General features: G+C 71.5%; 27 protein-coding genes. 12 read left to right on the top strand and 15 right to left on the bottom strand.

Annotated features, from left to right (window positions below; genetic code table 11):
- Positions 1-9: 9 nt before the first annotated feature.
- The 9 genes from rplB to ACZ7G3_RS01035 all read right to left on the bottom strand — a co-directional run bounded on the left by rplB (position 10) and on the right by ACZ7G3_RS01035 (position 7,419).
- Positions 10-846 (bottom strand): 50S ribosomal protein L2, encoded by an 837-nt coding sequence (gene rplB / locus ACZ7G3_RS01075; protein ID WP_217143312.1) that lies wholly within the window; start codon positions 844-846, stop codon positions 10-12.
- A gap of 41 nt (positions 847-887) precedes the next feature.
- Positions 888-1,307 carry a 50S ribosomal protein L23 gene (rplW, locus tag ACZ7G3_RS01070; RefSeq protein WP_426523607.1) on the bottom strand — a complete coding sequence of 140 codons (420 nt, stop codon included), beginning with the start codon at positions 1,305-1,307 and terminating at the stop codon, positions 888-890.
- Entirely contained in the window at positions 1,307-1,966 is a 660-nt protein-coding gene (rplD, locus tag ACZ7G3_RS01065) for a 50S ribosomal protein L4 (protein ID WP_003974266.1), read from the bottom strand. Before rplD ends, rplW begins: the two co-directional genes overlap by 1 nt.
- An 8-nt stretch (positions 1,967-1,974) precedes the next feature.
- Entirely contained in the window at positions 1,975-2,619 is a 645-nt protein-coding gene (rplC, locus tag ACZ7G3_RS01060; protein WP_104634712.1) for a 50S ribosomal protein L3, read from the bottom strand.
- A 17-nt stretch (positions 2,620-2,636) separates the two neighbouring features.
- Positions 2,637-2,945, bottom strand: a complete 309-nt coding sequence (rpsJ, locus tag ACZ7G3_RS01055) for a 30S ribosomal protein S10 (RefSeq protein WP_003948644.1) — start codon at positions 2,943-2,945, stop codon at positions 2,637-2,639.
- 436 nt (positions 2,946-3,381) lie between these two features.
- The gene (locus tag ACZ7G3_RS01050; protein ID WP_470922730.1) at positions 3,382-4,623 is read right to left on the bottom strand and encodes an acyltransferase family protein; all 1,242 of its coding nucleotides are present in this window, start codon (positions 4,621-4,623) and stop codon (positions 3,382-3,384) included.
- Between the two features lie 96 nt (positions 4,624-4,719).
- The gene (gene gdhA / locus ACZ7G3_RS01045) at positions 4,720-6,078 is read right to left on the bottom strand and encodes an NADP-specific glutamate dehydrogenase (protein WP_470922729.1); all 1,359 of its coding nucleotides are present in this window, start codon (positions 6,076-6,078) and stop codon (positions 4,720-4,722) included.
- Positions 6,079-6,385: 307 nt separating this feature from the next.
- A complete protein-coding gene (locus tag ACZ7G3_RS01040) occupies positions 6,386-6,595 on the bottom strand; it encodes a 4-oxalocrotonate tautomerase family protein (RefSeq protein WP_426523603.1) in 210 nt (69 codons plus the stop codon).
- Positions 6,596-6,645: 50 nt separating this feature from the next.
- Complete coding sequence (locus ACZ7G3_RS01035) at positions 6,646-7,419, bottom strand: SDR family oxidoreductase (protein WP_470922728.1); 774 nt, start codon at positions 7,417-7,419, stop codon at positions 6,646-6,648.
- A gap of 77 nt (positions 7,420-7,496) precedes the next feature.
- Here ACZ7G3_RS01035 and ACZ7G3_RS01030 point away from each other — a divergent pair, with 77 nt between their 5' ends.
- Complete coding sequence (locus tag ACZ7G3_RS01030; protein WP_426558177.1) at positions 7,497-8,411, top strand: helix-turn-helix transcriptional regulator; 915 nt, start codon at positions 7,497-7,499, stop codon at positions 8,409-8,411.
- Here ACZ7G3_RS01030 and ACZ7G3_RS01025 read toward each other — a convergent pair.
- Entirely contained in the window at positions 8,362-8,571 is a 210-nt protein-coding gene (locus tag ACZ7G3_RS01025; RefSeq protein ID WP_470922727.1) for a DUF397 domain-containing protein, read from the bottom strand. The genes ACZ7G3_RS01030 and ACZ7G3_RS01025 overlap by 50 nt on opposite strands.
- The gene (locus ACZ7G3_RS01020; RefSeq protein ID WP_470922726.1) at positions 8,568-9,455 is read right to left on the bottom strand and encodes a helix-turn-helix domain-containing protein; all 888 of its coding nucleotides are present in this window, start codon (positions 9,453-9,455) and stop codon (positions 8,568-8,570) included. The genes ACZ7G3_RS01025 and ACZ7G3_RS01020 overlap by 4 nt, the downstream gene beginning before the upstream one ends.
- A gap of 514 nt (positions 9,456-9,969) precedes the next feature.
- Here ACZ7G3_RS01020 and ACZ7G3_RS01015 point away from each other — a divergent pair.
- From ACZ7G3_RS01015 to ACZ7G3_RS00975, 9 genes are all read left to right on the top strand, one after another.
- Positions 9,970-10,401: an ATP-binding protein gene (locus tag ACZ7G3_RS01015; protein ID WP_470922725.1), complete on the top strand. Its 432-nt coding sequence runs from the start codon at positions 9,970-9,972 to the stop codon at positions 10,399-10,401.
- Between the two features lie 248 nt (positions 10,402-10,649).
- Positions 10,650-11,627 (top strand): helix-turn-helix domain-containing protein, encoded by a 978-nt coding sequence (locus ACZ7G3_RS01010; RefSeq protein WP_470922724.1) that lies wholly within the window; start codon positions 10,650-10,652, stop codon positions 11,625-11,627.
- A gap of 88 nt (positions 11,628-11,715) precedes the next feature.
- Complete coding sequence (locus ACZ7G3_RS01005) at positions 11,716-12,063, top strand: hypothetical protein (protein WP_470922723.1); 348 nt, start codon at positions 11,716-11,718, stop codon at positions 12,061-12,063.
- A gap of 399 nt (positions 12,064-12,462) precedes the next feature.
- The gene (locus ACZ7G3_RS01000) at positions 12,463-12,738 is read left to right on the top strand and encodes a hypothetical protein (protein ID WP_470922722.1); all 276 of its coding nucleotides are present in this window, start codon (positions 12,463-12,465) and stop codon (positions 12,736-12,738) included.
- Positions 12,739-13,185: 447 nt separating this feature from the next.
- A complete protein-coding gene (locus ACZ7G3_RS00995; RefSeq protein ID WP_470923178.1) occupies positions 13,186-14,244 on the top strand; it encodes an ADP-ribosylglycohydrolase family protein in 1,059 nt (352 codons plus the stop codon).
- The gene (locus ACZ7G3_RS00990) at positions 14,241-14,894 is read left to right on the top strand and encodes a toxin glutamine deamidase domain-containing protein (RefSeq protein ID WP_470922721.1); all 654 of its coding nucleotides are present in this window, start codon (positions 14,241-14,243) and stop codon (positions 14,892-14,894) included. Before ACZ7G3_RS00995 ends, ACZ7G3_RS00990 begins: the two co-directional genes overlap by 4 nt.
- Before the next feature lie 64 nt (positions 14,895-14,958).
- Positions 14,959-15,264, top strand: a complete 306-nt coding sequence (locus ACZ7G3_RS00985; RefSeq protein ID WP_470922720.1) for a YrhB domain-containing protein — start codon at positions 14,959-14,961, stop codon at positions 15,262-15,264.
- 200 nt (positions 15,265-15,464) lie between these two features.
- Positions 15,465-16,412 carry a LysR family transcriptional regulator gene (locus ACZ7G3_RS00980; RefSeq protein WP_470922719.1) on the top strand — a complete coding sequence of 316 codons (948 nt, stop codon included), beginning with the start codon at positions 15,465-15,467 and terminating at the stop codon, positions 16,410-16,412.
- A gap of 164 nt (positions 16,413-16,576) precedes the next feature.
- Positions 16,577-17,947, top strand: coding sequence for an alpha-lytic protease prodomain-containing protein (locus ACZ7G3_RS00975; RefSeq protein WP_470922718.1), 1,371 nt, complete (start codon positions 16,577-16,579; stop codon positions 17,945-17,947).
- A 144-nt stretch (positions 17,948-18,091) separates the two neighbouring features.
- On the opposite strand, the gene ACZ7G3_RS00970 is transcribed toward ACZ7G3_RS00975, so the two are convergent.
- The 3 genes from ACZ7G3_RS00970 to ACZ7G3_RS00960 form a co-directional block, all read right to left on the bottom strand.
- Entirely contained in the window at positions 18,092-19,312 is a 1,221-nt protein-coding gene (locus ACZ7G3_RS00970; protein ID WP_470922717.1) for a hypothetical protein, read from the bottom strand.
- Between the two features lie 165 nt (positions 19,313-19,477).
- Positions 19,478-20,143, bottom strand: a complete 666-nt coding sequence (locus tag ACZ7G3_RS00965; protein WP_426524575.1) for a response regulator — start codon at positions 20,141-20,143, stop codon at positions 19,478-19,480.
- Entirely contained in the window at positions 20,110-21,411 is a 1,302-nt protein-coding gene (locus ACZ7G3_RS00960) for a sensor histidine kinase (RefSeq protein WP_470922716.1), read from the bottom strand. The genes ACZ7G3_RS00965 and ACZ7G3_RS00960 overlap by 34 nt, the downstream gene beginning before the upstream one ends.
- A 248-nt stretch (positions 21,412-21,659) precedes the next feature.
- Here ACZ7G3_RS00960 and ACZ7G3_RS00955 point away from each other — a divergent pair, with 248 nt between their 5' ends.
- Positions 21,660-22,421, top strand: coding sequence for an ABC transporter ATP-binding protein (locus ACZ7G3_RS00955; RefSeq protein WP_470922715.1), 762 nt, complete (start codon positions 21,660-21,662; stop codon positions 22,419-22,421).
- On the top strand, positions 22,415-24,913 hold the full coding sequence (locus tag ACZ7G3_RS00950) for an FtsX-like permease family protein (RefSeq protein WP_470922714.1): 2,499 nt from the start codon (positions 22,415-22,417) through the stop codon (positions 24,911-24,913). The genes ACZ7G3_RS00955 and ACZ7G3_RS00950 overlap by 7 nt, the downstream gene beginning before the upstream one ends.
- A 53-nt stretch (positions 24,914-24,966) precedes the next feature.
- On the opposite strand, the gene ACZ7G3_RS00945 is transcribed toward ACZ7G3_RS00950, so the two are convergent.
- Positions 24,967-25,172: hypothetical protein (locus tag ACZ7G3_RS00945; protein WP_470922713.1), on the bottom strand; the 206-nt coding region annotated here is incomplete at its 5' end.

Below are 25,172 nucleotides of genomic sequence, written 5' to 3'. Positions count from 1 at the left end.
AACCCGTCCTTAGCGCTTCTTGTTCGTCTTGCGGCGGCGGACGATGTACTTGTTCGACGCCTTCTTGGGCGAACGAGTACGGCCTTCCTTCTTGCCCCACGGGGACACGGGGTGACGGCCACCGGAGGTCCGGCCCTCACCACCACCGTGCGGGTGGTCCACCGGGTTCATGACCACACCACGGACGGTCGGGCGAACGCCCAGCCACCGCTTGCGGCCCGCCTTGCCCCAGTTGATGTTCGACTGCTCGGCGTTGCCGACCTCGCCGACGGTGGCGCGGCAGCGCACGTCGACCAGGCGGATCTCTCCGGACGGCATGCGCAGGTGGGCCATCGAGCCCTCCTTCGCGAGCAGCTGCACGGAGGCACCGGCGGAGCGGGCGAACTTGGCACCGCCACCGGGACGGAGCTCGATCGCGTGGATCGTGGTACCGACCGGGATGTTGCGGAGGGCCAGGTTGTTGCCCGGCTTGATGTCGGCCCCGGGACCGTTCTCGACGCGGTCACCCTGCTGCAGGTTGCGCGGGGCGAGGATGTAGCGCTTCTCGCCGTCGGCGTAGTGCAGCAGCGCGATGCGCGCGGTGCGGTTGGGGTCGTACTCGATGTGCGCGACCTTCGCCGGCACGCCGTCCTTGTCGTGGCGACGGAAGTCGATGACACGGTAGGCGCGCTTGTGTCCGCCACCCTGGTGGCGAACGGTCACACGACCGGCGTTGTTACGGCCGCCCTTGCTGTGCAGCGGGCGGACCAGCGACTTCTCCGGCGTGGACCGCGTGACCTCGACGAAGTCGGCGACGGAGGAGCCACGGCGGCCCGGCGTCGTCGGCTTGTACTTGCGGATTCCCATTTCTCAGTCCTCGTCCGATATTCGGACGATCCGGACCTCCGTCAGGAGGTCGGACCGCCGAAGATGTCGATACGGTCGCCCTCGGCAAGGGTCACGATCGCGCGCTTGCTGTCGGCACGCTTGCCGAAGCCCGTGCGGGTCCGCTTGCGCTTGCCCTGGCGGTTGATCGTGTTGACCCCGGTGACCTTGACCGAGAAGACCGCCTGGACGGCCTCCTTGATCTCGGTCTTGTTGGAGCCCGGCGCGACGATGAACGTGTACTTGTTCTCGTCGAGGAGCGCGTAGCTCTTCTCGGACACGACCGGCTTCAGCAGCACGTCACGGGGGTCCGTGAACGCCTTGCTCGCCGGGGTGACGACGGTGTTCTTGCCCTCGGCCTCGTGGCGGCGTGCCTTGGCGACGCGCGCGGCCTTGGCGGCCTTGGCCGCCTTGGAGGCGATACTCGGGTGACGCGTAGCCATCAGGCTTCGCTCCCTTCGGTGTCAACGGCCTTGTTGGGGCCAGACACGAAGGACTCGAAAGCGGCCTGGGTGAAGACCACGTCGTCCGAGACGAGAACGTCGTACGTGTTCAGCTGGCCCGGCTCCAGGATGTGGATCTGGGGCAGGTTGCGGGCGGACAGCCACGCGGCCTCGTCGGCGCGGTCGACGACCAGGAGCAGGTTCTTGCGCTCCGAGATCTTGCCGAACAGCGTCCGGGCGGCCTTCGTGGACGGGTTCTCGCCCTCGATGACGCCGGTGACGACGTGGATGCGGTTGTGGCGGGCCCGGTCGGTGAGGGCGTGGCGCAGGGCCGCGGCCTTCATCTTCTTCGGGGTCCGCTGCGAGTAGTCACGCGGCTGCGGGCCGTGGACGACGCCACCGCCGGCGAACTGCGGCGCACGGGTCGAACCCTGGCGGGCGCGGCCGGTGCCCTTCTGGCGGTACGGCTTCTTGCCGCCACCACGGACCTCGCCGCGACGCTTGGTCTTGTGCGTGCCCTGGCGGGCAGCGGCGTTCTGCGCGACGACGACCTGGTGGATCAGCGGGATGCTGATCTTCTCCACGCCGAAGATCTCCGCGGGGAGCTCGACGCTTCCGGTCTTCTCGCCTGCAGGCGAAAGGATGTCAACAGTGCTCATCGGTTACCTCAGGCCCCCTTGGCCGCAGTGCGGACCAGGACGAGGCCGCCGTTCGGACCAGGAACCGCGCCCTTGATGAGGAGCAGGCCCTTCTCCGCGTCAACGGCGTGAACGGTCAGGTTCTGGGTGGTGACCCGCTCGTTGCCCATGCGACCCGCCATGCGCATGCCCTTGAAGACACGGCCGGGGGTGGCACAGCCACCGATGGATCCGGGCATGCGGTGCACACGGTGGGCACCGTGTGACGCCTTGCCACCCTTGAAGTTGTGGCGCTTCATGACGCCGGCGAAGCCCTTGCCCTTGCTCTTCGCGGTGACGTCGACCTTCACGCCGGACTCGAAGGCCTCAGCGGTGATCTCCTGGCCGAGGGTGTACTCGCTGGCACCAGCGGTACGGATCTCGACGAGGTGACGGCGGGGGGTGACGTCGGCCTTGGCGAAGTGGCCCTTGAGGGGCTTGTTCACCTTGCGCGGGTCGATCTCGCCGAAGGCGATCTGGACCGACTCGTAGCCGTCGACGTCGTTCGTACGGACCTGGGTGACGACGTTGGGGCCGGCCTTGACGACGGTGACGGGAACAACGCGGTTGTTCTCGTCCCACACCTGCGTCATGCCGAGCTTCTCGCCCAGGATGCCCTTGATCTGCTTGGTCATCTTCAGATCACCGGCCTTCAGAGCTTGATCTCGATGTCGACACCGGCCGGGAGGTCGAGTCGCATCAGAGAGTCAACGGTCTTGGGGGTCGGGTCGAGGATGTCGATCAGGCGCTTGTGCGTGCGCATCTCGAAGTGCTCGCGCGAGTCCTTGTACTTGTGCGGCGACTTGATGACGCAGTACACGTTCTTCTCAGTGGGCAGCGGCACCGGGCCCGCGACCGACGCACCAGTGCGAGTCACCGTCTCGACGATCTTCTTCGCCGAAGAGTCGATGACCTCGTGGTCGTAGGCCTTGAGCCGGATGCGGATCTTCTGTCCCGCCATGGCTACTCAGTAGTCCTGTCTCTCGAAACGCTCTGGACCCGGTGGTCCCTTTTCTTCCGCTCCCCCTCCGACCCACGCGGTCGGGCGTGTCGCGCTCTCGCTGAAACGGATGTCCCTTTCGGGACTTCCCTGCAGTGGGAGTCGCGGACCCTTCCGGAACCGCGGGGCGGGGGCGAGAGGCCCACCGGGTGCCTGGTCTGCACCCCGCTGACACTTCCCGGAAGATTCCCGTACGTCCGCCCCTACACCTTTCGGTGTAACGCATGGGACGACGAGTACTGTGGGACTCGCTTCCGGTCCTCCCGGCGGGAGGCGCGCAGCATCGGCACTCGACCGAGCAACCCCGTTAGTCTGCCATACGGGGCAGGGGGCTGGCCAATCGAAGTGGATGACTGTACCCCACGTCACCGAGGCGTACACACGGCGACGCCTCGGCTCACCGATGACCGCCCGCGTCGCGCATCCGCGCGAACGACGTGTCCAGCCCCTTCTTCAGCAGCCGTGACACCGGTCGTTCCACGAGGCGGTGGATCAGGTAGCTCAGGAGCAGGAAGCCCGTGATGATCAGGGCGATGAGCAGTCTGGCGTCCATCGTGTCGCGGAGGCGGGCGATGAGGGCCGTACCGGCCGCGTAGTGGATCAGGTAGAGCGGGTAGGTCAGGGCGCCCGCCGTGACCAGCCACTTCCAGCGGATGCGGTCCGTGTGGCCGAGCGCGACGGCGACCATGAAGAGCAGGAAGACGGTGAAGATGACCACGCTTCCCCGCCAGCCGGAGACCCGCTCGACCTCCTCGATCCGGTTGCCGAGTTCCATCTGCCCCATCAGCCAGGCCATGGCGAGGATGCCCCACAGGAGCAGGTCCTGGCCGAAGCGGTGCATGAGGTAGAGGGCGAGGCCGGCGATGAAGTACCAGGCGCCGTCCGGGTTGGCGACCAGTTCCAGCAGGTGGAGGTCGGCGATCGGGGCGAGCATGGCGACCGCGCCCCACACGCAGCAGAAGACGACGACCCTGCGGTACGTCAGGCCCATGGCGACGACGACCAGGAACAGCAGGTAGAAGCGGAGTTCGGACCAGAGGGTCCAGTAGACGCCGTCGACGTTCGGTACGGCGGAGCCGGACTGGAGCATGGTCAGGTTGAGGAGGACCTCGCGCAGGCGGAGGCGCTCCCACACGCCCGGCACGGCGATCAGCACGGCCGTGGTGAACACGACCGCGAACCAGTACGCCGGGTAGAGCCGGATCACGCGGGAGACGAAGAACTGGCGCGGCGTACGGCCCCAGCACGACATGCAGATCACGAAGCCGCTGATCACGAAGAAGATCTCGACGCCGATCCAGCCGTACGAGGCGACACGGAACACCGTGGGCATGATCTCGGAGACCGGGCGGTCCCAGATCAGGTTGCCGGGGCGGTCGGCGCGCCAGGTGCCGGCGTAGTGGTGTGCGGCCACCATCAGCGCGGCGAGCAGGCGGATGCCGTCGATGACGTACAGCCGACCGCCGGTGTGCTTTCCGCCCGGCTGCTTCCCGCCCGGCGCGGCCGCCCGGCGCCCGCGGGCGCCGGCCGGTGACGGTCCCTGGCCCGGCAGGACCACGGCGAGCGGCGGGAGCGGTTGCTTCGACCGCCCCTCCGCCCGCTCGGGCACCGATGTCTCACTGTCCGCTGCGCGCACCATCCGAACAGACAAGAACAGCGGCCACGGGAGCGGTAGGGGTTCGGGTAAACCCCCGCACCCCCTCCTCGCCGTGTTCGTGGGGCGTTCTCCTCGGGTTCAGATGACGCCCTGGGCCAGCATCGCGTCGGCGACGCGCTCGAAGCCCGCGATGTTCGCGCCGGTCACGTAGTCGCCGGGGGCTCCGTAGCGCTCGGCGGTCTCGTGGCAGGTGGTGTGGATGTCGTTCATGATGTGGGTCAGCTCCTCCTCGACCCGCGCCGCCGTCCAGGACGTACGGGCGTGGTTCTGCGCCATCTCCAGGGCGCTGACCGCGACACCGCCCGCGTTGGCCGCCTTGCCGGGGCCGAAGGCGACGCCGGAGCGCTGGAAGAGGTGGACGGCCTCGGGCGTGGCCGGCATGTTCGCGCCCTCGGAGACCGCCTTCACGCCGTTGCGGACGAGGGTGGCGGCGGCGTTCTCGTCCAGTTCGTTCTGCGTGGCGGACGGGAGGGCGATGTCGGCCGGGACGTCCCAGACGTTTCCGCCGGGCACGAAGCGGGCCGAGGCGCCGCGGCGCTCGGCGTACGTGTCGACCCGGCCGCGCTCGACCTCCTTGATCTGCTTCAGCAGGTCGAGGTCGATGCCCTTCTCGTCGACGACGTACCCGGAGGAGTCCGAGCAGGTCACGGCGTTCGCGCCGAGGGCGGCCAGCTTCTCGATCGTGTAGATCGCGACGTTTCCGGAGCCGGACACGACCGCCGTCTGGCCCTCCAGGTCCTCACCGCGCTCGCGCAACATCGCCGCCGCGAAGAGCACGTTGCCGTACCCGGTGGCCTCCGGGCGGATCAGTGAGCCGCCCCAGCCCGCGCCCTTGCCGGTGAGGACGCCGGCCTCCCAGCGGTTGGTGATCCGGCGGTACTGGCCGAACAGGTAGCCGATCTCGCGCCCGCCGACGCCGATGTCGCCGGCCGGGACGTCGGTGTGCTCACCGATGTGCCGGTACAGCTCCGTCATGAACGACTGGCAGAACCGCATGACCTCCGCGTCGCTCCGCCCGTGCGGGTCGAAGTCGCTGCCGCCCTTGCCGCCGCCGATGCCGAGACCGGTCAGCGCGTTCTTGAAGATCTGCTCGAAGCCCAGGAACTTGATGACGCCCAGGTTGACCGAGGGGTGGAAGCGCAGGCCGCCCTTGTAGGGGCCCAGCGCGCTGTTGAACTCGACGCGGAAGCCCCGGTTGACGTGGACGCGTCCCTGGTCGTCCTGCCACGGCACCCGGAACATGACCTGCCGCTCCGGCTCGACCAGCCGCTCGACGAGCCCCGGCTCGGCGTACTCGGGGCGGGCCTCGAGCACCGGCGCGAGCGTCTCCAGCACCTCGTGGGCGGCCTGGTGGAACTCGGGCTGGGCCGGGTTGCGGTGTTCGATCTCGGTGAGGAGGTTGTCGAGCGCGGTCCTGGTCTCGCTTCGCGTCGTCACGGGGGGCCTTTCTGGCACGGCGGGCACCGGAGACCGGGACGGGGGGGCCGGGGGTACGGGGTGCACAGGCACAGGACGCACAGGGGCGTACGTGGATGTACGGGGCCGTACGGGCCGTCGTCCGGGTCGGTCCGGTGATGGGCGCTCGGCGCCGTTGCCGCGCGCGGGACACTTAAGTGTTACGCGCATGTAAACATCCTGGCCAGTACCCTGCGCAGGGCGTGACCACTATGTGAGACCGATCTTTCGTATACCGGCCGTTATGGATGTTCGCCCCCGTACGTTACCCGAGCGGCCCGGAAAGCGGTCAAACGTCCCCGTTGAGCATGGCGGCGGTGAGGACGTTGCCGCCGACACCCCAGCCACCGTCGGCGACCTCGTCGACCAGCACGACGGTGGTGGGACGGGCCCGCTCACCGTAGATCTCCGCGTACAGGTCGGTGGTGCGCTCGACGATCTTCCGCTTGTCCTCGGCGGTGACGGTGCCCGCGGGGACCTTGAAGTGGGCGAATGGCATTGCTGACTCCTTGGGAGAGGGTGATCGAAGGTTGGTGGGCGGCCGGGGCGTCAGACCATGCCGCCGTTGGCCCGCAGGATCTGGCCGTTCACCCAGCGCCCCTGCGGGCCGGCGAGGAAGGCGACCACACCGGCGATGTCCTCCGGCGTGCCCAGCCGCTCCAGGGGCGGGGTCTTGGCGAGCCGCTCGATCTGCTCGGGGGTCTTGCCTTCGAGGAACAGATCCGTGGCCGTGGGCCCGGGGGCGACGGTGTTCACGGTGATGTCCCGCCCGCGCAGCTCGCGCGCCAGGATCAGCGTCATCGCCTCCACGGCGCCCTTGCTCGCCGCATACGCGCCGTAGGCGGGGAACTGCGTGCCGACCACGGAGGTCGAGAACCCCACGAACGAGCCGCCCGCACGCACCCGCCGCGCCGCCTGCCGGGCGACGACGAAGGTGCCGCGGATGTTGGTGCGGTGCATGGCGTCGAGCGCCGCCAGGTCGAGGTCGGCGATGGGTGAAAGGGCCATCCGACCGGCCGAGTTGACGACCACGTCGACGCCGCCGAACTCCTCCTCCGCCCGGTCGAACAGCGCGGCGACCTCCTTCTCCTCCGCCACGTCCGCCTGTACGGCGACCGCCCGTCCGCCGGCCCCGGTGATCGCCTCCACCGTCTCGTCGGCGGCCGAGGCGTCGCGGGCGTAGTTGACGACGACGGCCAGGCCGTCCTCGGCGAGCCTCTGCGAGACCGCCCGGCCGATCCCGCGCGATCCTCCCGTGACGACGGCGACCCGCCGGGTGTCTGCCTCCGGTGCTGGAGGCCGTTGATGTGTGTGCGTGCTCATGACTCCACGATGCGCGCGGCCGGCCCGCGCAACCAGGGGACGTCATCCCCTGGGTCGCCGCCCCGGCCGGACGCAGAATGGACGGCATGAGCGCTGTGAAGTACGCCGAGCTGGGAGCGTTCCTGCGTTCGCGCCGCGAGCGCATCCGCCCGGCCGACGTCGGACTCCCGGCCGGACCGCGCCGCCGGGTGCCGGGGCTGCGCCGTGAGGAGGTCGCCCTGCTCGCCGGGGCGTCCGTGGACTACTACAACGAGCTGGAGCGCGGCGCCGGATCTCAGCCGTCCGAGCAGATGATCGCCGCACTGGCGAGGGCGCTGCGGCTGACCTCCGACGAGCGGGACTACCTGTACCGGCTCGCCGACCGCCCGGTGCCCGTACAGGGCGGGGCCGCCTCGCACGTCCACCCCGGCATGCTCGACCTGCTCGGCCGGATGACCTCGACCCCGGCCCAGGTCATCACGGACCTGCACGTCACCCTCGTACAGAATCCGCTGGCGGTGGCGCTACTGGGCGACCAGTCCGGCTTCCGGGGACCCCGGGCCAGCTTCGTCCACCGCTGGTTCACCGAGCCGGACGCCCGGCGCCTGTACCCCGAGGCCGACCACGAGCGTCAGTCCCGCTCCTTCGTCGCCGACCTGCGGGCCGCCGCCGCGAGGCGGGATGCGAAGGACGCGGAGACCGGCACGATGATCCGCACGCTGCTCGACGTCTCCCCCGAGTTCGCCGCGCTGTGGGCCGAGCACGACGTGGCGTTCCGGCGGAGCGACCGGAAACGGCTCCTCCACCCCACGCTGGGCCTCGTCGAGGTCAACTGCCTCAACCTGTTCAGCGAGGACGGGCGGCAGCGGCTGCTCTGGTTCACACCGGCCGTGGGGACGGACAGCGCGGGGCTGCTGGAGCTGCTCGCGGTGGTGGGGACGCAGGAGGTCGTCGAGCCGACGGTCAGTTCTCCGACGCGTACGGCAGGAAGTCCGCCCAGGCGGCGGGGGTGAGGGTCAGGCGGGGGCCGTCGGTGTGCTTGGAGTCGCGGATGTGGATGGTGCGGGGGGTGCGAGCCAGTTCGACGCAGGAGTTGCCGTCATTCCCACCGCTGTAGCTGCTCTTGAACCACGCCAGCTCGAAAGCTTCCCCGGCGTTGGTCTTGCGGATCATGTTTCTCCCAGCAGTTGCTCGATGAAGGCCAGCGACTCCCCCGGCGAGAGGGCCTGAGCCCGGATGGTGCCATACCGCAGCTCAAGGATGCGCAGGTGCTTGAGCTCGCCGGTCGGCCGACCAGCGAACGCTCCGTCCGAACGCCCCACCGCGGTACCGTCCGGGAACTTCAGCAGCTCGATCCGCCCGTCCAGGCCGGAATGGGTGTCGCAGTTCATCGGCATCACCTGAAGTACGACGTTGTGCAAGCGCCCCACCTCCAGCAGACGTTCAAGCTGCTGACGCCAAGCCATTGTGCCCGCGATAGGACGGCGCAGAACCCCCTCTTCCAGGACGAAGCTGAGGGCCGGAGCGGGCGTGCGTTCGAACACTGTCTGCCGGGCCAGGCGAGCTGCCACCATGCGTTCCACATCGTCCGGCGAGTAAGGCGGTTGCGCGGCCCCAATCACCGCACGCGCATGCTCCCGTGTCTGCAGCAGCCCAGGGATGATGTGGCACTCGTACAAAGCGATCTCAACCGCCTGCGCCTCCAGCTTCCCCAGCTCCCGAACCCTCTTCGGATACCGGACCTTCTTCACGTCCTCCCAGGCCGCCGAGATGAGCCCACCGGCCTCCAACACCTCGTCGGCCCTGTCCAGATACTCCTGCCGGGGAATCCGCTTCCCGCCCTCGACCTTGTAGACGAGGTCCTCCCCGTACCCCACCGCCGCCCCGAACTCGCCGGCGCGCATGCCCACGGCCTCGCGCCGCAGCTTCAACTGCCGTCCCACCGTGGTGATGACCGCGACGCCCCACTCGTCGTCCGGGTCCACCTCCCACCCCGGCTCGTCCACCTCACCCGCAGCCTCCACGGGCCGTACCGTCTCACCGTCCACCGCCGTCATGCCGCACCCCTCCTCGTCCCGCGCCGTACCGCGACGCCCTACCCGTACCAACCACTGCGACCGTCCGGACAGCACCGGACAGTCACACCACGCAGCCGACTGGGCCACCACTCACGCTAGATCGCGACACTGCCTCTCGGTGAAGAAAACGCACAATTCATGCTTTTAGGCGCCGTCCACCCGCCGCCTCAACCACCCCCAGAAAACCGTGAACAACTCCCCGAAAATGTTCACAGCGCGCTCATTCGAGCACCCCAGGGACAAAATCGCCGAAATGTTCACGCTTGCCAAGCACGGAACGCACCGGGACGCGTGACGTGCGACAGCGGCACGTGACCCCGCGCGCCCGGCAACGACCGGCCATGAAGTTGCCCACCGGAGCCGGCCCCCTCCGCCGCCCCCGCCGCCCCGCGCCTCCGACAGCACCGACACCCTCGGACAACCACCGGACAGTGATCGCGTGTACTCACTGAGTCACTTCTCACGGTACGCACACGGCGCCACGCTGAGTGACGTGAACCAGAAATCCGCCGAACTCACGACCGCCGTCCGCAACTTCAGCGTGCAGCTCTCCCCCACGCCACGCGGCGCCCGCCTCGCGCGACTGCTCGCGACGGAGCAGCTCCGCTCCTGGGAACTGCCCCTGGACCCGGCACGCCTCCTCGTCGCCGAACTGGCCAACAACGCGGCGGACCACGGACGCGTCCCCGGCCGCGATTTCCGGCTCACGCTCTACGTCGTCGGCGAGACCCTCCGTATCGAGGTCACCGACACCCGAGGCCAGGAACTCCCCCGCCCCCAAGCACCCGCCCCCGACGCCGAATCCGGCCGTGGCCTGCTGCTCGTGGAAGCGCTGGCGGACCGCTGGGGAGTAACCGAGGGCCGCTTCCCGCGCAAGACCGTCTGGGCGGAACTGAGCCTTACGGCACCGCGACCCACGTTTTGAGGTTGCGGTGCCATCGGCGCCTTACCAATAACAAGAACTCGGCGAAAAGAACCCCACCAAGCCCCACCCCTCCCGCCCGAGGCAGGTCGTCACTCGGGCGGGTGAACATCACCGGCTCGGCTGGCTTTTCGGGTCCCCGACTCCCCTACTCTCAGCGCAAACGACCGAGAAATACTTCGGCCCCCGCCGGGACTGGCATCCCACTGCGAGGGCCTACCACCAAGGAAGCAAACCCTAGGAACTTCCCGATGGATACCCAAAACCCTAGCGCGCCCTCGCGCGCCCAGTCAGCCCCTGCCGCCGATCCGACCCGTCCGCGTCGCCACGGCGGCGGCATCATCCACGAGAACACCCGCCACACCACCCGCTTCGTGGTGATCGGCAACCACCTGGCCCAGCACCCGGAGCTGTCACTGCTGGCGATCGGCCTCAGCTGCCACATCCAGTCGCTGCCCACCGGCGCGGGCGCCGACATCAAGACGCTCACCGCCCGTTTCAAAGAGGGCCCCACCCGCATCGCGTCCGCCCTGCGCGAGCTGGAGACCCACGGCTACCTGCGCCGCGAGCGCGTACGCACGTCCACCGGCCGCATCGTCACCCGCACGGTCTCCTGCAACCAGCCGAAGACGCCCCGCCGCGAGCCGGCCGACACCGGCTGCCCGGACCGCCCGACGCCCCGGCCCACCCGCCCGGCGGGACGGCCCCCGAAGCAACCGGAGCACTCAGCCCCTCCCCGCCCGCGCCACACCGGCACCGAAACGCGCCCCCGCAAGGCCCTCCCCGCCGTACCCCAGCCCAGCTGCACCGCCCCCGCCCTCCTCCAGCAGGCCACCGACCTCCTCACCACCCTGCGCCGACACGACCCCCGCCTCCTCCTCTCCGCGACGGACACCGCCCACCTGGCCCCCGGCGTCGCCGCCTGGCTGGAACGGGACGTCACCCCCACCGCCGTACGCCACGCCCTGACCACCGACCTGCCGGACGCCCCCCTGCGACGCCCCGCAGCCCTCCTCGCCCACCGTCTCGCAGCTCAGCTGCCGCCCCCGCCGCCGTACAGGGCCCCGGCCAATCCGCCACCACCCCGCTACGAGGTGCGCAACTGCGACGGCTGCGACCGCGGCTTCCGCGCCCCCAAAACCGAAGACCGCTGCCGGGAATGCCGAACGAACACAAGCGGCGCACCGCCCAGGACACCCCCTGGGCATGTCCCTTCACACACTCGTTGACCAGGAGAAACGCACCTCGATGTTCGCGTCCCGATTCCCCAGCCGTCCCGGACGACTACCCTGGCCAGTGCACTCCCGGGAGGACTCCATGAGCACTCAGGCCGACCACGGACACGAGCTGGTCCCCCGCCCCGAGCAGACGCCGGACGCGCTGCGAGCCGCCCTCGCCGTCGTCGCCCCCGGGCGTCTGCCGGAGATGCAGCAGACCAAGGAAGAGGCGTTCGCCGAGGCCCTGGAATGGCAGTCGCTCAGCCCGGTACGCAGCTGGGCCCTGGCGTGGGCCCGTGACATCGAGATCGCCCGTCGGCCCGACCTCGCGGTCCGCCACACCCGGGCCAAGAACAACCTGGAACACAAGGACGCGGACGTGGCCCGTGAAGCCCTGCGAGAGCTGAGTGCCGTCCTGGACGAGGCGATGAAGGCAGTACACGCTTGAGCTGAGCCTGGGAGTACGCCTTCGGCGCGGAGGAAGCCGCCCGCACCGCCCCGCCCGTCTTCCTCACAGCCGGGGAACGCAAGGCCGCCGAGCTGGTCAGAGCGGCAGAAGCACGGTACCTGCACGGTCGCACGTACGGCGGAGACGACCCGAAAGGCGGCGACATCACGGTCCCCGGCGGAATGTTCACCTACCAGATCGTCGTGCGGGACGAACGGGTCTACGTCGTCCAGATCACCTACCTGGGCTTCTGACGAGAGCGACGAGGGCCGGCAGTCCTGACGTACAGCCAGGAGCACGTGCTTCGAGGGGAGTACCCGGCGTTGCGGTCGTGTGCGTAACATCGTCGCTCGAAAAGGCTGTTGACCAGCCGAAGCAGCTCAGTCTCAGGGTTGGGAAATGACGGACAACGGCGGTGGCGCCGGGGCGCCGGTACGGCGCTCCCGGCTCGCCGACTACGCGGAGATGACCCGGCTGCCCGAACCGCCGGATGCAGCCCCGGAGCCGCCTGAGCCCGACACCGCCGAGACGGCCGAGGCCGCCGGGCCACCCGGCTCGGGAGAGCCGGGTGAGAGCGTCGGGCCGTCCGCCGAGGAGGTAGCGGCCCGGCGTCGCGAGTTCGCCGGGCTGCTGGCGACATTCACGGGAATTGCCGTAGCAACCAGCCGGAAGTAGCAGCCCTGCATGAGTTCCGAACACTCCGACTGCCGGATCAACCCCCGCTTGGCCCAAGACCTGGGCGGCTACATCGTGCCGGGAGGGCCGCCTCGCTACGCCCGTCACACAGGCCGGCCCGTGCAGTACGTGGCGATCGCCGACTCCGACGATCAGGTGATCGGTTACGTGTGGGTGAACGACGAGGACGAAGCCGGGTCGGTGTGGCCGCGCAACGCTGCGGGACCTGCCGCCGCCAACGAAGCGGGTGTCTGGGGGAAGCGCCTGCGTATCGCCAAGGAACGCGGGCTCCGGCCCACGCAGGCTCTGGCCGAGTTGCTGGCGACGCCGTCCACCAGCCCGAGGAGTCACATCGTGCCGGACTCCCTCGCCGAGGCCGAAAGCCTCGCCGTCCTGGACGACCTCACCGAGCGGAGGTGGGGCAGGGACAACGTCAAGGGCGGCGCCATGGCGGCGATCTACGGTCTCGCCATCGGTGACGCCCTGGGCTACCCCACCGAGTTCCTCGACATCGCCCAGCTCACCAGCCGCTACGGCTCCTGGCGGCAGCTGGAGCTGCCCATCCGTTCCGGCGTGGCCCGGGTCTCGGACGACACCCAGATGACACTGGCGGTGGTCGAGGCGCTGGCGGACGTCGTGGACGGCGGCGGGGTGGCCTCGCTGACCGCCGCGACCGCCGAGCCGGCGCTGCGCGCGCGCTTCGTGGCCTGGCTTCGCTCGCCCGACAACAACCGCGCACCGGGGCGGACCTGCCTGGACGCGTGCGCGGCCCTGGAGCGCGGTCTGCCGTGGCAGGAGGCCACCGTGATGGCCTCGAAGGGCTGCGGAGCGAACATGCGGGTGACGCCCGTCGGACTGCTGCCGGGGCTGACGGCGGAGCAGCGCGCGGGTACGGCCCAGTTGCAGGCCGCGCTGACCCACGGCCACCCCACCGCGCTCGCGGCCAGTGACCTCACCGCACACGCCGTATGGCTGCTGACGCACAACTGCCACCCCTCCGAGCTGCTGCCGCGCCTGCGCCACTACGGCCGCTCCGCACGCCGGACGTACCACGGCGACTGGCTCGGCGACCTGGCGCGGCGGGCGGGCGCGGCCGACCCCGCCGACTTCATCGCACACGGCTGGGACGAGACCCTCGCGGCCCTCGACACCGTCTCGGCCGCCCTCGGCCACCCGGACCCGGAGCGCGACCCCTGCGAGGTGGCCGGCGCGGGCTGGATCGCCGAGGAGGCGCTCGCCACCGCCCTGTACTGCTTCCTGCTCTTCCCCGAAGAGCCCGTGGCGGTCGTCCAGCGAGCGGCGTTCTCCTCCGGCGACTCCGACTCCGTCGCCGCGCTGGCCGGGGCGTTCGCGGGGGCGTCGGTCGGCGGCTCCGCCTGGCCGGCCGACTGGGTACGCGCGCTTGAGTACGAGGCTCAGGTGCGTCCTCTCGTCGTCCCGTGGAACTCGGGAAACCCGAAGAGCTACCGGGGCACGCCGCCACCGCCGCCGGGACGCCGCGCATGAGCCGGCCCGTGCGGCTGGCCGAGGAGTGGCTGCGGCAGACCTACAACGGTCTGGTGGAACTGACCGTCCCCGACGTCGTGCACGAGGCCCCCACTGCCTGGTTGCTCAGCTGCCGAACCGTGGCACAGCCGGGTTTCCCGCGTACGCCGATGCTCGCTGCGTCCGTCGTCGTACCGAAGTACAGCGGCCTGCCGTACCATCCGTCTCCCAGCGCTCCCCTCGCCGATCTGGAGCACGTCCCCAATTGGGAGCAGGTCAACCGAGTGGTGTCCCAGCCGCAGCGGCTCAATGTCCGCGGCCGGGTCGTCGCACTGCACCATCGCATCGACCGGATCGCCGTGACCGCGTTGCCGTGGGCGCCCGGCCACGAGGCTCCGGGATGGTGGGGCAGGCTGGCCAAGCGCTATTTCCCGGGGTTTCGGGAGACGGTGGTCGGCGGCTGGGACGACGTCATACGCACCGTCGCCGACGCGGGGCCGGATGCCCGAGGCCTGGTCTGGGTCAGGCGCGAGGCTGGCGGTCAGGAGATCACAGGACATCTCGTCTACGTCCACAACAACAACGGCCAAGTCGTCTTTCTCGATGAGATGACCGCCTCTTTGGCGAAGTTGGAGACCGAGAACGTCCGCGAGCTCCGCCTGTTGCACTAGCCGCCGCAGCGCCTCACCAGAACGTCGTGCATCAGAACACCCCGTACCTGATGGAGCCGGACAAGTGGTCACCAAGGACGAGGCAGTTGCTACTGCCGCTCATTACGTGAAGACCTCCGCCTATGCAGAGCGAGCCGATTCCGTCGTCATGCTTCCGGACACGGCGGTCGAATACACGTATGGCTGGACTGTGCTCTTCGACTTCAAGGAGCACATCGAGACCGGCGACTTCACGAAGAAGCCGTTCAGCCCGGTCGTTGTCGTCCCCCATGACGGCACGGCCGCCCACATGGCGCCGACCTTCCCCGCGACCGCGCAGTACATGGAGATGCGCGCGTCCGGCGATTGGCCTCCGGCCAGAGGGCGCTGACGGACCGGGCCTGATGGCCCGGGGAATCAAGTGATCGAGGCCTCGGCCGTGCTACCGCTTCCTCCGACGCGGCATGCGGCGAGGGCGAGGACCGGCGGAGCCACCGAGTACCGGACGTGGTTCATGTTCACGACACAACTTGTGCCACAGGTCCGGACCAACCTCTTGCCCCCGCCCCTCCCCCGTCGCAAGCTCCCCTCATGGAGCTGGAGTTGCGGCATCTCAAGACGGTCCGGGCCATCGCCGACGCCGGCAGCCTCACCAGGGCGGCGACGGCGCTCGGCCTCGCACAGCCCGCGCTGAGCGCACAGCTCAAGCGGATCGAAAGGGCCCTGGGAGGCGCGCTGTTCGTGCGGGGCAGACACGGGGTGCGGGCCACCGCGCTGGGCGAACTGGTGCTGGAGCGCAGCCGGATCGTGCTGCCCGCGGTGACCGAGTTGCAGCAGGAGGCGGCCCGGTTCGCCCGGGCCCCGCGTACCGCCGAGCGGCTTCGGTTGGGCGGCACCCACGGGCCCCTGCTGGGTGCCTTGGTCGACCGGCTGGCGGGCGTGGCGCCGGACGCCCGGATGACGACCTGTACGTCCTGGTCGGAGAGGGAACTGGCCGAGCAGCTGGCGGAGGGACGGCTGGACTTCGCGCTCGCCGGGACCTGCGGATCCGCCTCCCCGCCCGGCGCCGCAGGGCTGGTCTGGCGGGAGGTCGCCGTCGACCCGGTGTTCGTGATGCTGCCCGACGGCCACCCGCTCGCCCGGCGGACGGAGGTGGACCTGACCGAGCTGGCGGACGAGGAGTGGGCCTGCGTGCCCGGTGACGGCTGCTTCGGCGACTGCTTCGCCGCGTCGTGCGCCCGGGCAGGGTTCACCCCGCGCCGCATGTACGAGACGGACACCGCGTCCCTCGTGCACCTGGTGCAGGTGGGGCGGGCGGTCGGGCTGTGCCGGGCGACCTTCCCGTCCACGCCCGGCATCGTCACCCGGCCGCTCACCGGCACCCCGCTGGCCTGGCGGCACCTGCTCGGCTGGCACGCGGTGACGCAACGGCAGGACACCGCCGCGACCGTGCTCGCGCAGGCCCGCATGGCGCACGCGGGGGTCGCGGCGAGCAGTGACAGCTACACGGAGTGGATGGCGGCGCACCGGGTTCCGTGACACCGACCGTGTGCCTGCCGCATCACCTGCCGTATCGCCCTCCGTAACACCTTCCGCAACGCCTTCCATAACACCGGGGAGAGGGCCGACCGACGTCTTATGGCCACCGGTCGGTCCTCCCTACGGTTTCGGCACCTCCCCACCGAGACCGAGGAGAAGGCCCCATGCCCCACCGACACCGACACACCAGAGCCGTGGGTGCGGCCGTCGCCGCGACGGCCGCCCTGCTCGTGGCCGGGCTCAGCGGCTCCGCGAGCGCCGGGACGGCTCCCGCCGACTCCGCACCCACCGCGGCCGAGACCCTCCGCACCGACGCCGCGCCTGTCGCCCTCCTCGACGCCATGCAGCGCGACCTCGGCCTCGACCGGCGGCAGGCCGAGCGCCGCCTCGTCAACGAGGCCGAGGCGGGCGCCGCCGCGGGCCGGCTCCGCGCCGCGCTCGGCGGCGACTTCGCCGGCGCGTGGCTGCGGGGCGCCGAGTCGGGCACGCTGACCGTGGCGACGACCGACGCGGACGACGTCGCGGCGATCGAGGCGGCGGGCGCCGTGGCCACCGTCGTACGGCACTCGCTCGCCGACCTGGACGCGGCCAAGTCCCGGCTGGACCGGGCCGCCACCGGCCGGGACACCACCGACGCGCCGGTCCGGTACGTCGACGTGCGGACGAACACGGTCACCGTGCAGGCGATACGGCCGTCCGCCGCCCGTGCCCTCCTCGACGCGGCCGGGGTCGACGCCGGGCTCGCGCGGGTCGAGAGGACGTCCGAGAAGCCCCGCCCGCTGTACGACCTGCGGGGCGGCGAGGCGTACTACATCAACAACAGCGGACGCTGCTCGATCGGTTTCCCGGTCACCAAGGGCACCCAGCAGGGCTTCGCCACCGCCGGTCACTGCGGACGGACCGGGGCGAGCACGAGCGGCGCCAACCGGGTGGCCCAGGGCACCTTCCAGGGCTCCGTCTTCCCCGGCCGGGACATGGCCTGGGTGGCCACCAACTCCAGCTGGACGGTGACCCCGTACGTCAGCGGCGCCGGCGGGCAGAACGTCCAGGTGACCGGGTCCACGCAGGCCCCGGTCGGCGCGTCCGTGTGCCGTTCCGGTTCCACCACCGGCTGGCACTGCGGCACCGTCCAGCAGCACAACACCAGCGTGACCTACCCCGAGGGCACCATCAGCGGCGTCACCCGCACCACGGTGTGCGCCGAGCCCGGCGACTCCGGCGGCTCGTACATCTCCGGCAGCCAGGCGCAGGGCGTCACCTCGGGCGGCTCGGGCGACTGCCGCTCCGGCGGCACGACGTACTTCCAGCCGATCAACCCGCTGCTGCAGAACTACGGCCTCACCCTGGTGACCACCGACGACGGCGGCCCCGAGGAGCCGCCGCCCGGTGAGGGCGGCACCTGGGCGGCCGGCACCGTCTACCAGCCGGGCGCCACGGTGACGTACGGCGGCGCCACCTACCGCTGCCTCCAGGGCCACCAGGCCCAGCAGGGCTGGGAGCCGCCGAACGTCCCGGCACTGTGGCAGCGCGTGTGAGTCACGGAGTGACGGACTGACCCACGGGGGACGACGGGGGCGGGCCCGGGTGCGCTGAGGGAGAGCACCCGGGCCCGGTCGCGTCGTCACGTCGTCACGTCGTCGCCGCGTCGGTCCCCGTCCGGGACCGACGGTCCCCGGCCCTCATGTGCGGGTCACCCGTCCGCAGCCTTCCGAGTCGGCCCCCGTGAGGGGCTGACTGCGGTCGTAGGGGTCCACCGTGGGCCCGGTGGGCCGCTCGCCGCTGGGGCCGTCGGCGGCGAAAGCGGGGTGCAGGTAGCCGTCGTCGATGTCGCAGTCGGTGTTGTTGTGCTCCGAGAAGTACTTCTCCAGCAGGAGCTTTCCCTCGGTCACGTCCCATCTGGCCGGGTCGTTCAGCGTCAGGGTGAGCACGCGGCGGACGATCGTGCGCGACACCTCTCCGTCGTCCCCGTCCGCCCGCACGAGCGGATAGACGAAGGTGTAGTCCGCGTTCACCTTCACCACGCCCGGCTCCCCGGCGGCCAGGGTCATGTGGCCGCGGACCTTGACCACGTCGCCGGCCGGGCGCACCTCGTCCGGGTCGAAGCGGGTGAAGAGCCGGAGCGGGTCGTGCTCCTCGTCCGGTGCCCGCAGTGACCGGCGCAGCTCCGGCAGGAGCTCCGGTTGCTTCGGGTCGAGGACGGCCAGCGCCTCGTCCGGCTGCTCGCCGCGCAGCACTCCGGGGTCGAGGTTGGCGGAGACCAGGAGCTCCTTGGTGCGGCGCAGCGCGAACGCCACGTCCTTCTCGCTCATGCCGGAGAGCGCCTTCGCCGCCGGTACCTCGATGGCGTCGGCGCCCTCGGCCCACCGTTCGGCCGGCGAGCCGCGGAAGGGGTGCTCGCGGGTTGCCCGTCCCGACCGGGCGGGGTCCCCGGGGGCGCCGGTCGGCAGCGCGTTCTCGGCCGCCAACGGCTGTTCGGCGCCGCCGCCTCCGCCGGGCAGCCGGTCCAGGAGCAGCGAGGGCCGTACGGCGACGACCGCGAGGGCCGCCAGCACCAGCACGCCGACGACCGTACCCAAGCGGCGTCGGCGGGAGCCGCCGCCCTTGCTCTCCTGCCCTGCCGGGCCCGTACGCCATCCCGGTGGGGCCGGCGGCCCCGGTTCCTTCCGCTTGCGGCCCGGTACTCGGCCGCCCCGGCCCCCGCCCGGGGCGGCGCGCCGCGCCGCCTCGTCCTCCTCCCGCAACCGCCGAGCCACCATCCGCGCCCGTGCGGACGGTTCCTTGGGCGCGGAGGGGGCGTGACCGCCCTCGGCGGCTTCCCGCAGGAACGACTCCAGTTGCTCGTCGGACAGGGAGGGGGCCGGGTCGTCGTCGGAACGGTCGGGAGGCGGAACAGTACTCACGGACTCACTTTCCGGGCAGCGGAACGGGACGGGGACTTTTCCGCGATCAATAGTGGCGTCGTGTGAAGGAAAAGTGGGGTGTCATGCGGGATTCGTGACCGAATTCTCCGTGCTCCGACGCCCCGTGGGCGTCAAGGCCCCGAAGTCCCGCGTCCTCTGCGGGGATCAGGCCCGCAGAAACGCCAGCACCGCCAGTACCCTGCGGTGCGTCTCGGTGGCCGGGGGCAGGTCGAGCTTGGTGAGGATGCTGCCGATGTGCTTGCCCACGGCGGCCTCGGAGACGACCAGTTCGCGGGCGATGGCGCCGTTGGACCTGCCCTCGGCGATCAGGGCCAGCACCTCCCGCTCGCGCGGGCTGAGCCGCTCCAGCGGGTCCCGGCGGCGCCGCAGCAACTGGCGTACGACTTCCGGGTCGACGACCGTGCCGCCGTCCGCGACCTCGGCCAGCGCGTCGACGAACTCCTCGACCTGGCCGACGCGGTCCTTCAGCAGGTAGCCGACACCCGTGCCGTCGCCGGAGTCCAGCAGTTCGGCGGCGTAGGTCCGCTGCACGTACTGGCTGAGGACGAGGACGGGCAGGCCGGGGCGCCGCTCCCGCAGCCGCACCGCGGCGTGCAGGCCCTCGTCCTGGAAGCCGGGCGGCATGCGGACGTCCGTGACGACGATGTCCGGGGTGTGCTCCTCCGTCGCCGCGACCAGCGCCTCGGCGTCCCCCACGGCCGCCACGACCTCGTGGCCGCAGCGGCCGAGCAGGCCGACCAGCCCGTCCCGCAGCAGCACGCTGTCCTCGGCCAGTACTACGCGAAGCGTTCGGTCCGGTGCTCGGTCCACTCGCAAGGAATCTCCACGCGCAACAGGGTCGGTCCGCCCGGCGGACTGGACAGGGAGAGTCTGCCATCCAGTACGGACACCCGGTCGGCGAGCCCGGTCAGTCCGCTGCCCGCCCCGGCGTCGGCACCGCCCCGGCCGTCGTCGCGGACGTCGAGGAACAGCCGTCCGTCGCGGTGTCCGCCGGTCACCTCCACGCGGTCCGCGCCACTGTGCCTGGCGGCGTTGGCGAGGGCTTCGCAGACCACGAAGTAGGCGGCGGCCTCGACTGCCTGGGGCAACCGGCCCGGCAGCTCCAGGCGCACGTCCACGGGGACGGCGGACCGGTCGGCCGCGTCGTCCACGGCGGCCTGGAGACCGTGGTCGGCGAGCACCTTGGGGTGGATGCCGTGGATCAGTTCACGCAGTTCCTCCAGCGCCTTCCCCGCCTCCCCGTGGGCCTTCGCCAGCTGGTCGGCGAGCGGGCCGGGCGGCGCGTCCAGGCGGGCCAGGCCGAGGGCCATCGTCAGGGCGACCAGGCGCTGCTGGGCGCCGTCGTGCAGGTCGCGTTCGATACGGCGCCGCTCGGTTTCGAAGGCGTCCACCAAACGCACGCGTGAGCGCGTGAGTTCGACGACCCGGTCGCCCAGGTCGCCCTCGCGCGGGGCCACCAGGACACGGGTGAACTCGGCCCGCGCACCCGCCGCGAGACCCAGCGCGTAGGCGCCCAGGGCGAGCAGCAGCAGCCCGAGCACCGCCACGCCGAACGCGGCCGGCCAGGTGGTGACCGTCCACTGCTTGAGCACCTTCGCCTCCTCGCCGTCCCCGACGGTGGCCATCAGCAGCGGAGTGGCTGCCGTGGCGAGCGGCACCGCCAGCGCGGCGCAGACGACCAGCGCGTCCAGCGGCCAGAGCAGGAAGGCGAACAGCAGGGCGTAGCCGAGTTCCTGCCAGGTCGACCGCTCCCGCAGCCGGGTGGTCAGCCAGGCCCACAGGCCCGCGGCGTCGGGCGGCCGGTGCCGGCCGGGTACGGGATCGCGGTCGACCAGGCGCAGCCGGTGCCGTTCCAGATGGGCGACGGGGATGCCCGCGAGCGCGGTGAGGACGAGCAGCGGCAGCCCCACCACGACGACGGCGAGGAGGCCGCCGGCGGCCACCGCGGCCACGACTCCCACCAGGGTGACGGCACCGGCGACCGCCCCGGTCGTCAGGTAGGCGACCGCGCGCCACGGCCACGCCGACAGCAGGAAGCCGGGGCCGGACATGGCCTGCCACACAGTACGAGGGTGCATGCGGATCACCGTAGAACTCCCGCGTACGGCCGGGCCATCGGTCCAGGAGGCCTCCAGGGGGTATGGCCTGCCCTACCCCGGTTCTCGCCTCTGCCGCACTGCGCCGGGGTGGTCACGGACGGTTTCGTGGAGCCATCAGCCGGAAGCCGACGTGGTGGGGACAGATGAACGGTCAGATGAACGGTCGGACGAACGGCCGGATGAGCGGCCGGATGAGCGGCCGGATGAGCGGCCGGATGAGCGGTCGGATGAGCGGTCAGGTAAGCGGCCAGGTGAGCGACGGCGTGATCCAGTTGCGTTCCGTCAGCCGACGGTACGGATCGGGCGACAGCACCGTGACGGCCCTCGCCGAGGTCTCCCTCGCCTTCCCCGAAGGCACGTTCACCGCCGTGATGGGCCCCTCCGGCTCGGGCAAGTCGACGCTCCTGCAGTGCGCCGCCGGCCTGGACCGGCCCACGTCGGGGTCGGTCGTGGTCGGCGGCACCGAGCTGACCGGGCTGAGCGAGCGGAGACTGACCCTGCTGCGCCGGGAGCGCATCGGGTTCGTGTTCCAGGCGTTCAACCTGCTGCCTTCGCTGACCGCCGAGCAGAACGTGGCCCTCCCCCTGCGCCTGGCCGGCCGCCGCCCCTCCCGGGCACGGGTGCGCGAAGTACTCGCCCAGGTCGGCCTCGTCGACCGGGCCCGGCACCGGCCCACGGAGATGTCCGGCGGCCAGCAGCAGCGCGTCGCCCTGGCCCGCGCGCTGATCACCCGCCCCGACGTGCTGTTCGGTGACGAGCCGACCGGTGCGCTGGACTCGGGGACCGGCCGCGAGGTGCTGGCCCTGCTGCGCGGCATGGTCGACCGCGAGGGCCAGACCGTCGTCATGGTCACCCACGACCCGGTGGCCGCCTCCTACGCCGACCGCGTGGTCTTCCTCGTCGACGGCCGTGTCAACGGCGAGCTGGCCGACGCCGGCGCCGACCGCATCGCCGCGCACCTGACCCGGCTGGAGACCGTCCCGTGCTGAACGCCGCCCTGCGCACCCTGCGCACCCGCTGGGCCACCTTCGCCGGCAGCTTCGTCGCGCTGTCGCTGGGCGTCGCCCTCCTCGCCGTGACGGGGCTGGCCCTGGCCTCCTCGCTGGACGCGCCGGACCGCGCGCCGGAGCGGTTCGCCGCCGCGCCGGCCGTGGTCCGGGGGCAGGACACCCTGCGCGTGCCGACACCGGTCGGCGACCGTACGGAGGAGCTGGCGCAGCCGCGTGCGGTGTCCGCCGGGACGATCGCCGAGCTGGAGCGGCTCGGCCGGGTCGTCGAGGACCGGTCCTTCGCGGTACGCGCCGAGGGCGGGCCCGCCGACCTGGTCGGCCACCCCTGGTCGACCGCCGCCTTCGCCCCGTACACCCTCGACGCGGGCCGCGCGCCGCGCACGGCCGACGAGGTCGTCGTCACCGGCGGCTGGGCCGCGCCGGGCGAGCGGGTGCGGACGGACCGGGGCACCGTGCGGGTCGTGGGCACCGTGCCCGACCGCGGGTTCGAGGACGCCGTCTTCTACACCGACGCGCACGCCGCCCGGCTCTCACCGCTCAGCGTGCAGCTGGTGGTGGCCGGCGCGGACCCGACCGCGGTGCGGGACGCGGTGCGCGGCAGCGCGGGCGTCCAGGTGCTCACCGGGGACGACCGGCGGTACGCCGACGCCGACCCCGACCGGGACAGCGAGGCGCTGACCGCGATGAACGCCCTGTTCGGCACGGCCGGCGGCGTCACCGCGTTCGTCTCGGTGTTCGTCGTGGCGTCCACGTTCGCCTTCGCGGTCGCCCAGCGGCGGCGGGAGTTCGGGCTGCTGCGCACGGCCGGGGCGACGCCGGGGCAGATCCGCCGCATGGTGTTCGCCGAGGCCCTGCTGGTCGGCGTGCTCGCCTCGGCCGCGGGCTGCGTACTCGGCTCGTACGGCGCGCCGCGGCTGGCGGCGTGGGTGGTCGACGGCGGGCTGGCGCCGGCCTGGTTCACCATCGGCGACCACACCTGGCCGTACCACATGGCCTTCTGGACCGGGCTCCTCGTCGCCCTGTGCGGCGTGGTCGCGGCGTCCTGGCGGGCGGGCACGACCGGCCCCGCCGAGGCGCTGCGCGAGGCGTCCGTGGACGCCGGGTCGATGACACCGGGGCGGTGGCTGTTCGGTCTCGGGCTGCTGCTGACCGCCCTGGTGACGCTCGTCATCGCCCTGACCGGCGACCCCGGTGACCTGCTGCACCGCAAGACGTACGTGCTCCGGCCGATGCTGCTGATCACCGCGGTCGCGCTGCTCGCGCCGGTCGTGGTGCGTCCGCTGACCCGGGTGCTGGCCTGGCCGGCGGCCCGGTCGCCGGGCGCCACGGGCATACTGGTGCGCGAGAACGCGGCCGCCGGCGTGCGCCGTACCGCAGCCGTCGCGGCGCCGGTACTGGTCACCGTCGCCCTCGCGGGCTCCCTCCTCGGCGCCACCGCGACGCTCAACGAGGCGAAGGCCACCGAGACGCGCGAGCGGACCACCGCCGCCTTCGTGGTCACCGCGCCGGACGGCGCCCCCGGCACGGGCCCTGACACACGCACCACGGGCTTCGACGCGCGGACCGTGGAACGGATACGCGCCGTGCCGGGGACGGCGGAGGTCTCGCCCAGCTCGTCGAGCGCGGTGTACGTCCTGGAGGAGGGCGTGGCGCTCATCCGGTCCGAGGCCCGCGCCGTCGGCAGTCCCCGCGCCCTCGCCGCCACCTCCCGGCTGCCGCTCGCGGCGGGGAAGGCGACCGGCCTCGACGACCACTCCATCATCGTCAACGAGGAGTGGGAACGGCACTCCGTCGGCCGGAGCGTACGGGTGTGGCTGGGGGACGGTACGGAGAAGACGCTGCGCATCGCCGCGGTGATGCACACCGGCACCGGCGACAACGGCGTCTACGTCACTCCCGCCAACGCCCCCGGCGCCGCGGTCGACCGGGTGGACGTCGCCCTCACCGCCGGCGCCGATGCCGAGGCCGTGGCCGCCGGGCTGCGCGAGGCGGTGCGACCGGCCGGCGGAGAGGTGTTCACCAAGGACGAATGGGTCGCCGCCACCTACCCGGAGACCAACCGTCCGACCCGGGTCGGCCTCTTCCTGATCCTCGGCATCGCCCTGCTCTACACCGGCATCTCGCTGGTCAACACGATGGTGATGGCCACCTCCGACCGGGTCCGCGACCTGGCGGTACTGCGGCTGGCCGGGGCCACCGACGGGCAAGTGCTGCGGCTGGTCGGCGCCGAGTCGCTCCTGGTCGTCGCGGTCGGCGCGCTGCTCGGGCTGGTCGCCGCCGTGCTCAATCTCGCCGGGATGTGGGCGGCGCTCAGGCTGCTCTCGGTATACGCCACGCCCGTAGTGCCGTGGGAGACGATCGGCGCGGTCGTGGCCGCCTGCGCGTTCCTCGCGGTGCTCGCCTCGGTCGTCCCCGCCGCCCTGGCCCTGCGGCGCCGTCCGGCGGAGCTCGCGGGCATACGCGGCGAGTGACCTCGCTCCGGCACATCGCCGATCACCCTGCCCCACCCCGCCGACACGGCCTCTCACTCGCCGCCCGGGGTGAACACCTCGGCCGCCGACACGACGGCGATCGCCCGGTTGAGCCAGACGTTCAGGGTGTCGGGATCGGTGCAGCCGACGATGCGCGCCCGTTCCTCCTCGGACACCACGACACCACGACGCTCCAGCACACGCAGGACGGCCTCGGCAAGACCTTGGGCGTACCCCTCGGCCCGAAGGCTCTGAGCAG

This window comes from Streptomyces sp. NPDC037271 (genome assembly GCF_055603605.1).
The sequence above is the reverse complement of the archived record's forward strand: the minus strand, read 5'-3'. Positions and strand labels throughout refer to the sequence as shown.

Bases quoted from the DNA above. Each gene is read 5' to 3' on its own strand.
- rplB (WP_217143312.1), bottom strand. From the start codon at position 846: ATGGGAATCCGCAAGTACAAGCCGACGACGCCGGGCCGCCGTGGCTCC.
- rplW (WP_426523607.1), bottom strand. From the start codon at position 1,307: ATGGCTACGCGTCACCCGAGTATCGCCTCCAAGGCGGCCAAGGCCGCC.
- rplD (WP_003974266.1), bottom strand. From the start codon at position 1,966: ATGAGCACTGTTGACATCCTTTCGCCTGCAGGCGAGAAGACCGGAAGC.
- rplC (WP_104634712.1), bottom strand. From the start codon at position 2,619: ATGACCAAGCAGATCAAGGGCATCCTGGGCGAGAAGCTCGGCATGACG.
- rpsJ (WP_003948644.1), bottom strand. From the start codon at position 2,945: ATGGCGGGACAGAAGATCCGCATCCGGCTCAAGGCCTACGACCACGAG.
- ACZ7G3_RS01050 (WP_470922730.1), bottom strand. From the start codon at position 4,623: ATGGTGCGCGCAGCGGACAGTGAGACATCGGTGCCCGAGCGGGCGGAG.
- ACZ7G3_RS01040 (WP_426523603.1), bottom strand. From the start codon at position 6,595: ATGCCATTCGCCCACTTCAAGGTCCCCGCGGGCACCGTCACCGCCGAG.
- ACZ7G3_RS01035 (WP_470922728.1), bottom strand. From the start codon at position 7,419: ATGAGCACGCACACACATCAACGGCCTCCAGCACCGGAGGCAGACACC.
- ACZ7G3_RS01030 (WP_426558177.1), top strand. From the start codon at position 7,497: ATGGACGGCATGAGCGCTGTGAAGTACGCCGAGCTGGGAGCGTTCCTG.
- ACZ7G3_RS01025 (WP_470922727.1), bottom strand. From the start codon at position 8,571: ATGATCCGCAAGACCAACGCCGGGGAAGCTTTCGAGCTGGCGTGGTTC.
- ACZ7G3_RS01020 (WP_470922726.1), bottom strand. From the start codon at position 9,455: ATGACGGCGGTGGACGGTGAGACGGTACGGCCCGTGGAGGCTGCGGGT.
- ACZ7G3_RS01010 (WP_470922724.1), top strand. From the start codon at position 10,650: ATGGATACCCAAAACCCTAGCGCGCCCTCGCGCGCCCAGTCAGCCCCT.
- ACZ7G3_RS01005 (WP_470922723.1), top strand. From the start codon at position 11,716: ATGAGCACTCAGGCCGACCACGGACACGAGCTGGTCCCCCGCCCCGAG.
- ACZ7G3_RS01000 (WP_470922722.1), top strand. From the start codon at position 12,463: ATGACGGACAACGGCGGTGGCGCCGGGGCGCCGGTACGGCGCTCCCGG.
- ACZ7G3_RS00995 (WP_470923178.1), top strand. From the start codon at position 13,186: ATGGCGGCGATCTACGGTCTCGCCATCGGTGACGCCCTGGGCTACCCC.
- ACZ7G3_RS00990 (WP_470922721.1), top strand. From the start codon at position 14,241: ATGAGCCGGCCCGTGCGGCTGGCCGAGGAGTGGCTGCGGCAGACCTAC.
- ACZ7G3_RS00980 (WP_470922719.1), top strand. From the start codon at position 15,465: ATGGAGCTGGAGTTGCGGCATCTCAAGACGGTCCGGGCCATCGCCGAC.
- ACZ7G3_RS00975 (WP_470922718.1), top strand. From the start codon at position 16,577: ATGCCCCACCGACACCGACACACCAGAGCCGTGGGTGCGGCCGTCGCC.
- ACZ7G3_RS00960 (WP_470922716.1), bottom strand. From the start codon at position 21,411: ATGCACCCTCGTACTGTGTGGCAGGCCATGTCCGGCCCCGGCTTCCTG.
- ACZ7G3_RS00955 (WP_470922715.1), top strand. From the start codon at position 21,660: ATGAGCGGTCAGGTAAGCGGCCAGGTGAGCGACGGCGTGATCCAGTTG.